This is a genomic window from Lysinibacillus sp. TE18511, from assembly GCF_054062295.1.
On sequence record NZ_JBSSFD010000065.1, the window covers coordinates 1 to 16182 of the forward strand.

Here is a 16182-nt window from a genome sequence, read left to right on the forward strand (position 1 = left end):
CTGGAGCGAGCAACGCGAGTGAAGCGGCTCATCGGACGCCCCCAGGAAAGCGCCCAGTCGGAACGGAAATCAACCACACGTTATGGTGATGATCCCAGTATTTTTAATTTATAGTTATAATTCACATTCTGAGTGTACGCTTCGCTAAAACTAATGGAAATCATTAGCTTTTTAATCCACTATGTGATGCACAATGGATCTCTGCGTTACTTATGACGACGTACCCTCCCATGTCTCTTAGCGTCATTTGCGCTTACATTCCTTCGTTCGGTCTATTCATAAGGCAGAGGCCTGCTATGCTGCCCCGTTAGCCCTCCATGTAGCGCAAAAACCAGCGCTACACCACAGAAAATGAAAGATGATTAAGTTCAAATGAGCTTTTTGTTACAAGCTAGCACAAAATTTCCGTTTAGGGGATACTTTAAAATTTTAGCTTGACGGCTATGGGGTATCATAGTGACCCCTTATACATAAAAAGTGAAAGTTTCTTCGATGAAATCGAAGAAACTTTCACTTTTTATTATGAGAGAGCTTTTTTCTATTTTTCTATTTTTATTGTCCTATTTTAACTTCTGGTTTAACTGTATAAGTGTAACCTTCGTTAGTAGTAGTGTAATCTTCGTCAGTAGATTTGCCATTTTCAGCAACCGTACCGTCAGATTGAACAGCAAGTGCTCTAGGTTGCTCTACAATAGGTTTTACAGATACAGAGAACTGTGTTCCATATTCAGCTGAGTATTTACCTTTTCCTTTTAAAGTAACTTTATCAGACAAACCATCTGAATATTCATAGACAGGCTTTACATTAAAAGCACTAGTCTTGGTATTGCTATATCTAAAAGCGTCATACCATAAATTCTGAAGATTATTATTGCGCTTTCGAGAACCATCTTCATAATTAACTGTTCCTGTTATAGTAGAGGTAAGGTCTACATTTCCGTCTATTTTAACGGTATTTAAAATTACAGAAACCTCTACAGCTGAATGTGCAGGAACTACGATATTTTGTGGGCTAGCGGTATAAGTATAACTTTCAGTCTTTGTAGTTTCATTTGTATTTGAGAAATTATATTCAGTAGATATTTCAACACTTGTCTCTCCAATAACAGGAATACCAAACGATGCACTAGCAGTTACTCCTAAGTTAAATCCATGTGTAGTGGAACTAGAAACAGAATGTTCAATTGTCTTTGAGAATTCATTTGTAGTGAAAGTTTGATCATGATCCGTATTATTCCTGAAAACTGTCTTCCCTACGAATAAAGTTTTTGCATTAGTAATAGGAGAACCATCTTCTTCTACAGACGTTTTAACTACCTTATTAAGAACAAACTGTGGATTTGTATAATTCTTATACTGTGCTACATTATTTTGAAGCATGCTAAACATCTTTTTGAAGGGCTCATCCCAATTTTCTATATAAGGGTTTTCTTGTCCTGCTGCGATAGGGTTAACTTGAGATGTACTTGCTGCACTCGCTGAATTTGGGGATGCGAATGCAAATGAAGTACCAATAACTCCAATCATAGCAAGTGATAAAATTTGTTTAGTCTTCTTGTTGTTTTTTAGCATATTACTAGCTCCTTTTTTGAGATTATAAAATTTGTATTTATAACAATCGAATTTACTATTATTCTATAAAATATAGTGAATTCTACTTAAGGTGTTGATAAGTTCATCTTAGTTTATATATCTTTCGAAATCCTTTCATAAGTATTACAAAAGTCTTGCAAAAATATAATAAAAGAGTGACGCCACATTGCTATCCAGCTCAGAGGGGTCACCATACATGCCCTTCAACTTAAGAAATTTTAATACCCTTAAATACAAAAAACGTTATCTTTTCTAAACAAGCTAGATTAGAAAGGATGACGTTTTTTATGAATCTCTCAATTCAAGATGAACTACAACCATTTGTGGAAGAATTACAACGTAAGCCCGAAATATAAAAAAATAAGCGCACCTTCTCGGTACGCACGACGAATGGCCATCTATCCTAATTTTTTTCAGGCATGTAATTATTTAAAATCTCTGGTTGCTGGTGAATCGGTAAATTTGGCAATTCTGTCATTAACGTTACTAGGTATTGATAGAAATCGATGCCGTTTGCTTTTGCCGTTTCAGCCAAACTTAAACAAATGGCATTCGCTTTGGCGCCTGCTTCACTAACAGAGAAAAGCCAGTTCTTACGCCCAATCACATTTGGACGAATCGCATTTTCAGCTGGATTATTATCGATTTCAATTCGGCCATCGAATAGAAAAGCTTTTAATCCTTGTACACGATTTAATGTGTATTCGGCAGCTTTTGCGAGCGCATTTTTCCCGAAGAAAGGCGATTCGTCCACCCATTTTAGAAATTTCTCTACAATCGGCTATGAATGTTTTTGCCGTGACTTTCGGCGTTTACCTGGTGAAAGATGCTTGAATTGACGTTCTAGGTGATACAGTTGATCACAGTAATCCACGCCAATTTGCCCGTTTTTGCTATCGGCTTTCAGCCAATAACGTCGCACATGCGCCCAACAATTGGCGAACGTGACATCAGGTAGATTACCGTATGCTGAATAACCATCACAAATCACGGTTCCTTTAAAGCCTTCTGTAAATTCTTCTAGGACAGAACGACTTCTCGATAATGCACTTTGAAAAAGAACGATGATCGGTCCTTGACTTGGCACGCTTCGGAACACCCAATTATAGGCGTTCGATTGAATGAAAAGAATCATTCCGTTTTTTCTTATGTAATTTACGATTAACAGTATAAGTAATCGTCGCTGTGCTTTGTTCTTCTGTGTGCTCAGATTCGTTAAAAGACAGATCGTCATCGAATAAAGAGCCTTGTCCGTCTGGTGCTTGATACTTTGATTTTTCCGTTTTGGAACCGTATAAAGCTTTTGTTAATTGGCGAACTTGTTCTGTTAGCACTTCAATTTGTTTTGATAAATCTTTGTTTTGGTTTTTCATATACGCAAGTTGTTCTTCAAGAAGTTGAATCACTTTTTCGTTAGAAGTGCTCATCAAATCATCCACCACATTTCGTTCAATATAAGTTACGGTTGATTATACCATCTTAGAAAGCAAATTTAAAAGACACTTTTTGCAGATTTCGCAATTGCCTTTGGCTGCTGAAGCGATAAGCCTTCCAACAGCCAACGAAGCTCCTGTTGTGAAAGATTACGCACTTCCTTTTCATCTTTTGGCCATTGAAGCTTGCCGTTATCCAATCGTTTGTAAAGCATGGCGAATCCATGCCCATAAAATACAAACATTTATAGCGGTCTTTGCTCCATCCAGAAAATAAGAAAATGGAATCGCTATACGGATCTAATTCAAAAGAATCCTGAAAGAGATTAGCGAGACCATCAATACCTTTACGCATATCGGTCTGGCCACATCGGAATATTGGGGTGAATGATTAGAAGAGAATTCGTTAGTGATAGGATCGAGTGTCACAGGGACAATTGTTAGTTTAGTCGTTAACATAAAGAAGCACCTCCTTCATTTGATAAGTTCAGTACCGGAGGTGCTTGGTTATTTATATGCGTTATTTGATTACGGGCTTACGTTTATTTCAAAAGAGTTTGGGGGAAAACTCTGTTTGATCAATTTTATTTTTCTAGCACATCTGAGCGAACTAATTTTAAATCATCTGTTTTAATTGCACCTGTTGAAGTAGAGGAAGCTTTAACTTGTGTAGCTGTATCCCAATACCCTCCACCTTGCCAGAACTGTGCGAAAGGTGAATTGATAGTTTTATTTACAACTCCAGCAACTGCAGAACCTGGTTTTAAGCTATATTCAGCAGTAACTTGGTATAATGCAGCTGTAATTGTTCGATCTGAATCGTTAGTCAAACTAAATTTACGTGATACCGTTTGTTCTTCACTTAATGAGATGCTTGTACCAAATGTACTTTGGAACTCATAACTTGCTCCCACTTCAAAAATATCTTCAATACCAAAACCTGCATTTACACCTACAGTGTGAGCAAATGATTGTGATTGTTCCTTCGTCATACCTGTTTTGATGTCAAATGTTACTTCATATCCAGTATTTTTAGCCGGAATGGATGCTGAACCACCAGGAACTTTCTTCAGATATTTCTTCTCAGTTAATACAGCATCTTTTAGTGGGTTAAATGGTGTCTTTGCTGAATAACCAATTGTTACAGCTTTCTCAGCGCCCCAATTATTGTCACCCCAAATAACTTGAATTCCAAGCTCATCTAAGCTTTTCTTGCCGAATTCCTCTAGAATGGCTCTTTTTAAGCCACCTTCACCTAGGAAAAATTCTGGATTAAAAAAGTCATTTTCAGCATCGCTTTTTTCGTAATATTTAGATTGTAATATTTTTTGTACATCAGGGTCATTCGGATCTTGCGCATATCGAGATTGGAAAAAGCCTTCTAAGGTTTCCAGAACAAGTCCTTTTACAAAAGCTTCTCCATAAGTGCTTCCAAAATATTCTTCGATTTGGGATTCGCTATACCCCATAAATCCTAAATCATAATAAAATCTAGGAACTGGATCCATATGTTTTAGTTCTTTATTTCTCCAATTCCCAATGATTTTATTGTCATTTTTATAAAAATAATCTAAATATACATATTGAAGAGGTTTTGCTTCCTTGATGTGTGGTGGTGTAACAGATGGAAAATTCGCTTCGATAATATTATTATTGATATAATTTGCATCAAATTCCTGATTTACATTGAAATTTTCTTCTGATACCTGTCCATCTTTCAGATTTAATGATGGGTTTTCTTTTTCAACAGAAGTAACTGCGCTAGAAGCTGAAGATACTGTACTTGCTTCTGTCTTTAAAGAAAAGGCTGGACTTGCTAAAACAGCAAATGCTAATGCTGCGGGAATTACTTTTTTCATTTGATTCATGTGATCTCTCCCTTTCTTTTACATCTCTATAAAATTACAAAAAGTGAAATTATACTGTACATTGCTTATACTTTTTACTTCGGATTAAAACAAAATCACCTTTGATATATTCATCTTATTATAAATATCTTTCAATTTACTTTCATGAATGTTACAAAAGTCTTTCATTGATTTGAAAAGCTTGGAAATTTCTAAAATACACTTATCAAACTCAAATTATAGTATTTACTCTCAGGGTGACCCTTGAACCCAATAGTCGTTTCCGTTTTACTTTATCCCGCTATTTACGGTCAGTAAGACTTCCACATGAAGATTCAGAGAGAAATAAAGAAGATAGGTGGGGAATGCTCCCCACCGTTGGAAGTTTCACTTTATAACATACATAACTTTTTTCATGTATAAGTGTATTTTGTTATTTGTTATTCACGTATGTATCAAACCATAAATGAATATATCCAGCTGTAATACGCTGTGCTTCCATTAAACGTTTTCCCGTTACCGGTGTTACTTCCGCACGCCATTTGTCAGCAGAGTCTTGTGATACCGCTGCGTTTAGGAACCAACTTTTCGTATTATCATTAACAATTGATGGGAAATCAGCTTTTGCTGCAACTGCTGATGCATGAACCCACTCTTCTGGATTTGCACTTTTCCAATTCCAATAACCATTTCCATCTGTTACTCTATAATTGTCTTTCACTGTATCAACGAAATTTTCATATTTTGAGTGGAAGCCAAATGGATGCGAAATGTTAGTAAAGTTTGCTGCATGCATAGGTTGGTTAACATCCCCTAAATAATGAAGTGATAATCCTAAATAGAAGAATGCATTTTTAAGATCTTTATTTTGATATGCTTCGCCAGCTAATTTAAAATATTTTGCACCTGTTTGCTTTGCTTGTTTAGCAAATGGAATATACGTTTTTCCTGAATCAGGATCATAGAAGTGTGAAGCGAATGTGGAATTATCATAGTATGGGTTTTGATAATCCGCAGAGTAAATACCTTTCTCTAGATCCGTACGCCATTCATTTAATAGAGCTGTCTCATGTTGCTTCACAATAGTCGTATTTTGGGACATAATATCAATGGCTCTGTTGACAATCCATAAATGAGAACTTACTCCTTCATTATGTATCGATTCTGCTGACCACTTTAGAGGAATCGGTGGATCTTGGTAGCAATTTTCATGTGCAAACGCCACACTTCGGATAGGAGCTGTTAAAGCAATTACAGAAGCTATAGCTAAAATTTTTCTTTTCATATATATTCCTCCAATTATATATAATCTAACTTTCCTTCATAGAGATTTCTCTTCCCTTGCCGAAAGACATATGAAATCCTAATAAGGAAAGTTATATAAATCCGAACTTAAAAGACATTTTATTGCAAAGGTACTAATTCATAGCCAGCAATGCTTTTAGGAGCAGAAATTGCCCACATTTTATCATGATTTGAGCCTAGGTATTGTGCTATCTGTACTTGGAAAGTTGATGTAACCCCATAATAAGAGTTCTTTGGATCTGCACTGTACCAATCACAAGGTCTACCAAATTTATCTCTAAGAATCTCGGTGGTGCCTGTTGCTAAGTTTAATTCCTTCGAATTTACTTTCTGAACGATTAACTTGCTTTTTGATTGGTCACTAAAATAAATCCAGCCAGCATCCTTTGCATTTATATATTTTTTTACTCCTCCTGCATCAGCGTTTGGTCCACCAATCCACATTGACATGGTAACTGGCGTATTATGTCTTATATATCCATCACTGTCTAATCCGTCTGGAGTTTCAAAATTTATAGGTGTACCATAGTACTCATTGCCTTTTGTATCTTTATGTAGTTCCTCTCCATAATAAGATGATTTTCTATACTGAACTGCATAATGCCAACCCATAGAACTCTCATAAGTTAATCCAAATCTATTCTTACCTACAGGTGCTATGCGTTCTGAAGGATGAACTCCCACCACGTCCCAGTACTTGCTTACTAACATATAGTCTTTATTTGTAGTAATTGGATCACCATAAATATCAAGTATACGATCTTCTTCCTCTGCATAAGCAGAATTTGAAGGAAAAACGGTAACGATCAAACTAAATATTAGTGCTAAGAATGTAAGTATAGGTAGTTTTCTTTTAATCAACATGTCTTAATCTCCTTATTTTCACTAACGATTTTACTCCCTGCGCGCATCGTCTACTAGTAGATAAACTTCATTCTAAATAACAAATCTTTCATTTTTCTTTCATAAATGTTACAAAAGTCTTTCAAAGGTCTGACTTCTTCTCTGATGAAACGAATAAACAAAAAGGAAAACCTAGATGTTTATTAGCTTGATAGATCGTTCATTCAATAATTTAGATACAAATATGTAATTTTGCATATCAAAATTTATTGTTTTTTGTAAGCGCTTACTATAATAAGAGCATAAAAATGTACCACATCTACACACCAAGAAAGAGGAGGAAATATTATGGAAATCGCAATGGCAGTTTTAAAATTTGTAGGTGGATTACTTCCATTCGTTCAAGAACTTTTAAAAGCATTTATGTAAGTTCATTATTTAGCAATTATTTATAAAAATCATCATACAAATGATCTGTATTTCAAAGATGAATTGATGTGCAGATCATTTGTATGAGCAAGCTTTAACAAAAAAGAATCCCTAAAATAAGGGATTCTTTTTCTATATCTATTTCTTTTCTGATATGACGGGAAGAGTAAACCAAAATTCACATCCTTGTTTTCCATCTGGACGGTCCCGAACACCAATTTCTCCTTTATGCATTTCCACTAGTGATTTTGCAATAGCGAGTCCAAGTCCAGATCCTCCAGATTGTGAACTTCTTGATGGATCTGTTCTGAAAAAGCGTTCAAATATACGAAGTTGTTCATCGTAGGAAATCCCATTCCCCTCATCACGCAAAGTGAATATAATTTGCTGTTTCTGTTTATTTTCCTCTACAATTAACTCAATTGTGCCACATGTAGGAGAATGACGAATCGCATTATGTAACAAATTATTGATTACTCGGGCTATTTTACATGGCATAATCCAAAGTTTTGGTAATGTATCTGAAACACGTAATTGCAAATCAATCTCTTTGTCTTTCAATAGGATAGCATGTGAATCTATTACTTTTAATAGAATACTATCAATATGTATTAAACTTGGATTAAATGCTTCTTGTCCAAGTTCTAACTTAGACAGTTCAAATAAATCATTAATTAGTCCATTTAATCGTTGTATTTCGTTTAGAATTGTCGTTAGATACTGTTTTTTCATATCAGCATCTGCAATTAAGCCATCCTGTAACGCTTCTATCATCAATTGTATGCTAGCAAGAGGAGTTCGTAAGTCATGTGAAATATTCGCAATCAGCTCAGTACGTTCTTTTTCTCCTTTTTCTAACTTAGTAAAGCTTTCTTCTAATTTTTTTGCCATTTCTTGAAAAGCTGTGGCTAATTCTTTAAACTCTTCCGGTTCTTTCCCTATAATGTACATCGTTTCAAAATGTCTATCACTAAATTGTTTGGTTAATGCAATTAAATTTTGGATCGATCTCATAATGGGACGTGTCATTAACCAGTAAATAATCGTTGAAATAATGAGTGCTACCATCACGATTCCTATAAATAACCGTGTCTGTTCTGGTCTAAGTAACATTCTTCTTTCGCTATACCAGATAGAGATTAACATAATACCCGTACTTAATAAATTCATCAACAACAATTGATAACGTAACTTCATATTTCATTTCCTCCATCCGGCTCAAAGCGATAACCTATGCCCCAAACTGTATGAATCCAACGATTCTTTGTTGTATGTTTATCTAATTTCTCACGTAGGCGACTTACTAAAACTGTTACTGTATTTGTGCACCCTACATACTCAAAATCCCAAATTTGTTCAAGAAGTTGGGATCTTGAAAATACTTGTCTTGGATGTTTTGCCATTATATGAAGTACCTCAAATTCTTTCACTGTTAACTCAATTTCATGCCCACAAACAAATACACGTCTTTTTGTTGGGTGAATCTCTAAATCTTGGAATCTTACTATTTCTGATACTGGTTCTTGCATTTGTATTGTTGCTTGATTGCCTCTTCGTAATACAATTTGTACCCTTAATACTAATTCACGAGGCGAAAATGGTTTTGTTACATAATCATCCGCGCCTATTGTTAATCCCAAAATTCGATCCCTTTCTTCTCCCCTTGCAGTCAAAATAATAATAGGAACATTAGAGTGTTGGCGAATTTCCTCACATAGTTCCCATCCATCTTTTTTCGGCATCATCAAATCTAAAACAATGAGATCTGGTTGATATTGCTGAAATAAATTCCAACCTTCTTCTCCGTTTTCAGCGGTGTATACTTCATATCCTTCTCTTTCTAAGTACCGTTTGCATATTTCACGGATATTATCTTCATCTTCTATAATTGCAATTCTTGTTGTCATACATAAAATCTCCTCTGTTCCTTTATCAAAAATAAAAGAAATCTTTTTTGATTTACTTATAATATTGTAAAATGTTTTTTGCTAATTGCTAGTATTTTTTTTACAGCGAATTGTAAAATCAGATTAGACACTGTATAAAAAAATGCATCAAATCGGAAAAATCGTGTATTATTGGCGTTCCTACACAACCAATATACAAAGGAGATTTTTCGAATTGACGCAAACAAATTTTAACATAAAAGGAACCCAAAAGAAACCCAGACTTACTGAAATTCAACGTGGAAAGTTAGAGGCTTACCTTGATGAAGGGAATTTATAAAAGGCTGAGATTGCCCGTAGATTGGGTGTTTGTCGTGCTTCTTATATAACGAAATCAAGCGTGGAACTACTACACAAGTGAGGATAGTAAATGGTAAACGAATCTATACCACGAAGTACTTCGCTGCAACTGGTCAAGCGATCTCTGAACGAAATGTGGCTCGTTCTCGTAACCCTTTGAAGGTGAAGCGAGTGTTGGCTTTTCTAAAATACGCAGATCAATGCTACTACCTATTCTGTTGTTGTTGAATCAAACAGCCTTTTGTATTATCTATGTTGTTCAACAATCGCGCCCGATTGAAGATCGTTCCAACATTATTGCCAAAGAAAAAAGCACACCGTTGTTCAATAAGATTAAAAATAGATTTAGTTACCAATTCTATTTATAACAACTTCAGGAGTACTTTGTAAGTTTTTTACTTTCATAAACATATTTAAGTACTATACAAAAACCATACTTTGACATTGTCTAAAGCATGATTTTTATTTGAACTAATATAAAACTGCTAAGTTGATTTTTTAGCTCAGCTATTTATTGAATTCATTAACTGGAAGAAGTATTCAGGTTTATGAGTCTTATTTAGGTTATACCATGAATGTAATGTGTCGGGTGCAAATACATCTAATTTTTTCAGTACTTCCATCGTAAATTCTAGAGGTGCTACTCCTGATGCAGTAATCAAATTCTCACCAGATACCGCAGGTCTCATCTCATAAAATTTTTCTCCTTTATAATTAGGACAGACCATTTTAATATACTCTAAGTCATTGCTTGTGTGTTTTCTAGAATCTAAGTATCCCATATTCGCAAGGGCCTCAGTTGCACCACAAATTGCAGCAACAATAGTACCAAGCTTTAAAGCTTCGCCAATTCTTTTTAAGATAGGTTGATGAATATCTTCTCTCCAAGTAGTCCCTCCAGGTAAGACTAAAAGATCTTTACTCTCAAGTGTACATTCATCAATAGAAATATCTGGTTGTATGCTCAGCCCTCCCATCGTAGTAATCATTTCTTTATTAGTTCCTACTGTAACTACTTCTAAAGGGGCTAAACTTTCTTTGAAATATCTTCCAGAATTTAGTTCGGCAATTAAATATCCATATTCCCAGTCTGACATTGTATTAAATACATAAAGATAAACTTTTTTTGTTTGCATCCAATAACGCTCCAATCACAATTAATATAGCCTAATTATAATATAACTTCCCTGACAGCTAACGTCAGGGAAGTTATCATACTTGATGAAATTTTATTAATTCCGACAGAACTTCAATAAGTCTTTGCTTAAGACTTACTGGCCCAATAATTTGAATAGATTTACCGTACGGTAAAAGTAAATGAGGTACATATGTATGTAGCATATCTTTTTCAAGAAGAAATACTGCTTGAGTTGAAGTCCGTTCTTGTAAATAATGTCCCAAAAACCAATGTTGGCAAATATCATCCAACGCCCTTGTATTCCCATTAATAACCAAAGGGATAATCCCTTCCTTACCTTCTATAGTTGGAAGGAGATTGTCCATAAAAAAGTCACGTGCTGAAAAATTTTCTGGTCGGTTAAACTTATTTTCAGTTAGCATTAAGCTTTCAATTCGATCTACTCTAAAGCTACGGATATCATTCCTAAGATGACAAAATCCAATCACATACCACTTATTATTTCAATAAATAATTCTGTACGGATCAACCAATCTAAATGTTGATTGTTCTTCGCCACATTTAAGGTATAGAATTTTTACAGAGTATCCGTCAGCTACGGCCTGCTCCACTTCCTTCAAGGAAGGCTCCATAGAGATGGAACTTAATCGACTGATTACTTCAAGACTGGTTAAACGTTGGTTTATCTTTGTTTCCTGTTCTTGATTTGAATATCTGCTTAGCTTTGATATAGCCCTATTTAGTGCTTCACCTCCATAATATCCGGCTTCTTCTGCAAAAACAGCAGCGTGAAATAGTGAGGTTTGCTCCTCAAAATCAAAAAAAAGAGGAGCTTCAATAAAATTGTTTAATAAAGTGTATCCACCATTATGGCCTGTTTCTGAAACTATAGGTACTCCACTTGTTGAAAGTGTATCAATATAACGATACACAGTCCTTATATTCATTTCTAACCTTTCTGAAATTTGTTTTGCAGTAATTTTTTCACTTGAATTAAGCATCCATAGAATTGCTAGTATATTGTCAATTTTAGGCATATAAATCCACCTCTATATAAAATTTATTATCTATCATATAAGTTTATTTTTCTTAATTAGTAATAAGTAAACTTTAGTTTATCATTTAAATTTAACTTATTTCCTTGAATTAGATTATTCTGTCTTGTTAGTTTAAGTATAATTCTTAACAATCTATTTCTGATTTTTAGTATAACCCATCAACTGGGTTATTCCACAATCTGGCCCTTTTAATGAAAACGAGCGCTGATTCTTGTTACAGAATCGCTCCCGATTGTTGAAAATCGTTATTCAACTAAAGCCCTCCGTTAGTGGAATAAGAAACTTAGGATAGGAGGTAATACCAATAATAATAGTGCAATTGAAATCAGCCATTTTGTCAATGTATTTGAGAGTTTGTCTTTTACATCTCCTTTATACCATCCACTAAATTGCAGTTTATTTCGATATAAAACAGTAAATATAATTAAAATTGAGATTATCATCATAATTCCATAAGTATTCGAATATTTCATCCCTAATTTTTGGTAGATATAAGCAATAATATTGCCTGAAATTAAATAAAAGATTATGAGTAAAAAAAACATTCTTATGAACTCCAATAGTATCCTCATTACATGCACTCTCCAAGCTTTTATTCAATATTTATTTTACCATATATAACCACATCATTGTTTAACTACCCTGCACCTTTAATAGAAAAAGGCTCTACTCCTTATTAAAGTAAAGCCCTCCGTTAGTTTAATAAGAAAAGCAAATCTAATAAAAAATAGTACATACTTATAATACGGTTCACCTTAATGTAGTTAGTTTCCATTTTCTATATATATCCTTACCAGCGATTCATCGCTATTTTCACCCAGACAACGTATAATAAGAGAAGCAGAAGAAGAATTCATTTTTCCTCTAGTTAAAGAATGAGGTGCAATTACTTGAAACAGTTTGAAACAGCATTACCTGAGCAGTATGAAACATTAAAAAAACAGGCCAATTATACGTCTAGCTGGCGAGAGCGTTTAGACGCAGTCGAAATGTTATCGGCTTATCAACATGACAAAATCATAGATTTATTAAAAAATCGTATGCAGCATGATACTGTCAACAAGGTGCAATTAGCAGCCTATGAAGCACTTGTGGCGTTTGGTGAGGACGTAGAGAAGCCATCACCTGCACGTTTTGATATTATCAAAGGCACAGACAAAATTTTCCTGCGGGTGAAAAAGAGCTTGCCGAAGGACCATACAGTGGCAGACTTTGCGGATAAACTAAAACGTATGCGTTTAGATGTCTTTGATGCGTATGAAGGCGACAAAGGTGTACAATTTATGAACTGGTTAGAGGAACGTTGGGCAAAACTATAATCAGTAGTTTTGCAATTTATGAAGGAAAGTCATTCTCTCCGCTTGTGGAGGGAATGGCTTTTTCTTATCTTACACTGCGGTTCATCGTAACTAATATTCAATTGTATTACTTCTTTTCTTTGATCATCTATCTTTATTGTTTAATGATAAAACAAACACCTTATTAAATTAACCTCCCGTTAGTTCAATAAAAAAGAGCTGCACATGCAACTCAATGATCTTCAAGTAAAGCACCTGTTAGTTTAAGTGTAATACTTCACAATCTTATTCAATTAAGGTTGTTTTAATCATTTAAATCATATAAATAAATTGGGTTTATACACTCCAAAATGGATACTATTGCGTTATTGTATCCGGATATTTTCTCAATTTCTTTTTCGTCTTTAAATTCTTCGTTTTCGAACTGTACTTTAGCAGCAAGCTCTACATCGTCGAAATTTTTTTGCCCTACGATTTCTATTAGGAAGAAGGAATAATAATAGAAAACCGTGTTCCCTTTCCCTTTTCACTTTTTATTTCTATATCTCCGTTTAATCCTTTTACAATACTGTATGCAATCATCGTACCTAGTCCGGTTCCCTTCTCTTTTATAGAATAAAACGGCATAGCGATTCGATTTATCTCCTCAGAAGACATTCCAATTCCTGTGTCAATAATATCAATCACAATACGATTCTTTACCTTTTTCACATAAATTCGGAGCATCCCTCCATTAGTCATGGCTTCAATCCCATTCGTTGCAATGTTAATTAAACACATTTTTAGATTATCGGTGTTGGCATATATATAATAGGAACATTCATTATCGCTTTCAACTTTAACATTACATTGGATGGCGATCGGTAAAATAACCTCTATTACTTGCTCAACAATTGGTCTAATATCTAATAATTCTCTTGCAACATTTTGTGGTTTTATAAGGGACAAATAATCGTTAATAACGAGTTGCGCTTTTTCTAACTCCATTAGCATGACTTGCAAATAGTCATCCTTTTGTGTTTCAGAGATTTCGTTTTTACTAAACATCTGCATAAATCCATATACCGTAGTCAACGGGTTTCTTATTTCATGGGCTATAGACGCTGCTAATTCACAAGTCACCATAAATTTTTCTGCACGGTGAATTTTTTCTTTCATTTTAAACCTTTCTATCATTCCTTCAATTAAATAAAGAGACAATAAAACAGTCAGAATATTGATCACTATATAATTGAATAAAAAGTGAATAAAATCAGGTTGAACTTTATCGTTTATCCGTATTTGGTTCATTAAAGCGAATATAGAAAAGGAAATAGTGCAAAGAGACATAAGCAATAAGCTGAACAATATTTTTCTTTTTTTATAATAACCAGCAAGAAAATATTGGGATACCATAGTAATGGAAGTGGCCATAAAATATACAATAACTGCAGGGTAGACTCCGTCTCCGCCTAAGTAAAAACGGTAAGAGACAAATATAACAGTAATAAAAATAAAACTCCTAAAACCACCATAGAGAACAGCTAAAAGGATTGGGATAAGCCGTAAATCATATATGTATCCATAATTAAACTTAAACGGGAATGTCATACAAAGAACAACCGCAATGGATGAAAGAAAGGAAATTAATATAGTATTACGCGCTTCTTTTCCATCTTTATCTAACCAAAATATTTGATAGAAAAAAATACAAATGATAATAATGAATGCATTTAATAATAATGTCGTTATCCCCATAATCAGCGCCCCTAAATTGAGTAATAAATGTTAGAAAAGTGATAAAACACAAAAGGTTAAGATAATTATAAACATTTTTTCAAAAAAAGAAATATGTTGAAAAAAGTGTAAAAAAAAATTTGACTAACCTGCCTCGTCAAGAAGCGATTACTCTAATTGAACAATCGCCACCCAGTTAGTTGAATAAGGTAGAAAGCTTTATAAGGACTTACTTTTGAATTTTTTTTACTGAAACCCCTTCTGTTGTTACATGAAAGGTTAATGTAATAGGACCTTCAGGTGGATTAAAAGGACCTGTATACGTATCATATTTTACTTTCACAGTAAAATCATACTGAGAATATCCACCAGTTAGTCGTATAATTTTCAATATTTCTGCATCCCAAAGTGCATAACTACGACTTGGATATTCCTTACTAATCACTTTCCTTGCATATGGGTCTAATAACACCAATAATACATCATAAAAATCGGAATGTATTTCTTTGGCACTGACATTCTCCGCTATCTGTGGTCTTTTCCAAGTTACATATAAAACAGTTGTTAAACTAATTAATAACAATAAAAATATTACTGATATCTTTTTCATCTAATCACCTACCTTTTTAAAAGGTAGTATTTGCTTTAGGTAAAACAATATTCTTGTTCATACAGATAGGTAAGCCTTTGAAATTATCGCCAGCTTTTCCCCCTGTCCACACCGTACATGCAACTTTCACCGCATACGGCGTTCCAACTAATCCAATTCAATTAATCATCAACACCATTAGTCTAGTGGCTATCCCTCCACGTTATCAGCTTACAATGTTGAATTATATCTATTATGGAATGAACTTAGGTGCTTCCTGTAAGCCTGTTAGCATTCATACGCCTGTAACGTATCATGGATTTTCATATTAGCTAGTCTTACTCACCCACATCTAACCTCACAATTTGCTGACATACACATTTCTATGTATCGCAGTTATAGACCCGTACATTCAGAAGTTTGTCAGCTTAACCTTTTATTGTAGGTTCATTCGCATTCTCACCATATTCATTCAACTCAAGCATCATGATTTACACCACCCCCGCGGGTAGGCTTTCGTCAGCCGAACTGTTACGGTAAATTCTCACGCCTTTTCGCCGAGCTTATAACACTTTCATGCTTACTAGATCAAGTGCTATTCGACTAAGAGAGAACCCTTCCGAGCGTTACCTCTTCATTTGATTCTTCGATATAACCCTTCAATTCCGAAAGGAACTGCCTAGCTTT

Annotated in this window: 10 protein-coding genes and 3 pseudogenes; 1 reads left to right on the forward strand and 12 read right to left on the reverse strand. The window is 34.5% G+C overall.

The window, feature by feature from the left end; all coding sequences use genetic code 11:
• Positions 1-552 precede the first annotated feature (552 nt).
• From ACVWXS_RS24685 to ACVWXS_RS24730, 10 genes and pseudogenes are all read right to left on the reverse strand, one after another.
• A complete protein-coding gene (locus tag ACVWXS_RS24685) occupies positions 553-1572 on the reverse strand; it encodes an ETX/MTX2 family pore-forming toxin (RefSeq protein ID WP_456960539.1) in 1020 nt (339 codons plus the stop codon).
• A gap of 424 nt (positions 1573-1996) precedes the next feature.
• Positions 1997-3020: pseudogene (gene tnpC, locus ACVWXS_RS24690) on the reverse strand (IS66 family transposase).
• Positions 3021-3085: 65 nt separating this feature from the next.
• A pseudogene (gene tnpB, locus ACVWXS_RS24695) lies at positions 3086-3381 on the reverse strand (IS66 family insertion sequence element accessory protein TnpB).
• A 229-nt stretch (positions 3382-3610) separates the two neighbouring features.
• Complete coding sequence (locus ACVWXS_RS24700) at positions 3611-4894, reverse strand: hypothetical protein (RefSeq protein WP_456960540.1); 1284 nt, start codon at positions 4892-4894, stop codon at positions 3611-3613.
• A gap of 412 nt (positions 4895-5306) precedes the next feature.
• On the reverse strand, positions 5307-6158 hold the full coding sequence (locus ACVWXS_RS24705; RefSeq protein WP_456960541.1) for a phospholipase C: 852 nt from the start codon (positions 6156-6158) through the stop codon (positions 5307-5309).
• A 119-nt stretch (positions 6159-6277) separates the two neighbouring features.
• Positions 6278-7042: a hypothetical protein gene (locus ACVWXS_RS24710; protein WP_456960542.1), complete on the reverse strand. Its 765-nt coding sequence runs from the start codon at positions 7040-7042 to the stop codon at positions 6278-6280.
• A 546-nt stretch (positions 7043-7588) separates the two neighbouring features.
• The gene (locus tag ACVWXS_RS24715) at positions 7589-8647 is read right to left on the reverse strand and encodes a sensor histidine kinase (protein ID WP_456960543.1); all 1059 of its coding nucleotides are present in this window, start codon (positions 8645-8647) and stop codon (positions 7589-7591) included.
• Positions 8644-9357 carry a response regulator transcription factor gene (locus tag ACVWXS_RS24720; RefSeq protein WP_402985090.1) on the reverse strand — a complete coding sequence of 238 codons (714 nt, stop codon included), beginning with the start codon at positions 9355-9357 and terminating at the stop codon, positions 8644-8646. Before ACVWXS_RS24720 ends, ACVWXS_RS24715 begins: the two co-directional genes overlap by 4 nt.
• A gap of 842 nt (positions 9358-10199) precedes the next feature.
• Positions 10200-10832: a type 1 glutamine amidotransferase family protein gene (locus ACVWXS_RS24725; RefSeq protein ID WP_456960544.1), complete on the reverse strand. Its 633-nt coding sequence runs from the start codon at positions 10830-10832 to the stop codon at positions 10200-10202.
• A gap of 76 nt (positions 10833-10908) precedes the next feature.
• Positions 10909-11871 (reverse strand): annotated as a pseudogene (locus tag ACVWXS_RS24730) (helix-turn-helix transcriptional regulator).
• Between the two features lie 911 nt (positions 11872-12782).
• On the opposite strand from ACVWXS_RS24730, the gene ACVWXS_RS24735 reads away from it, so the two are divergent.
• Positions 12783-13211 (forward strand): HEAT repeat domain-containing protein, encoded by a 429-nt coding sequence (locus ACVWXS_RS24735; protein ID WP_285394529.1) that lies wholly within the window; start codon positions 12783-12785, stop codon positions 13209-13211.
• A gap of 459 nt (positions 13212-13670) precedes the next feature.
• Here the strand turns inward: ACVWXS_RS24735 and ACVWXS_RS24740 are convergent, their stop codons facing one another.
• Together ACVWXS_RS24740 and ACVWXS_RS24745 are read right to left on the reverse strand one after the other, a co-directional pair.
• Positions 13671-14927, reverse strand: coding sequence for an ATP-binding protein (locus ACVWXS_RS24740; RefSeq protein WP_456960545.1), 1257 nt, complete (start codon positions 14925-14927; stop codon positions 13671-13673).
• A gap of 208 nt (positions 14928-15135) precedes the next feature.
• Positions 15136-15516: a DUF3888 domain-containing protein gene (locus ACVWXS_RS24745; protein WP_456960546.1), complete on the reverse strand. Its 381-nt coding sequence runs from the start codon at positions 15514-15516 to the stop codon at positions 15136-15138.
• Positions 15517-16182 lie beyond the last annotated feature (666 nt).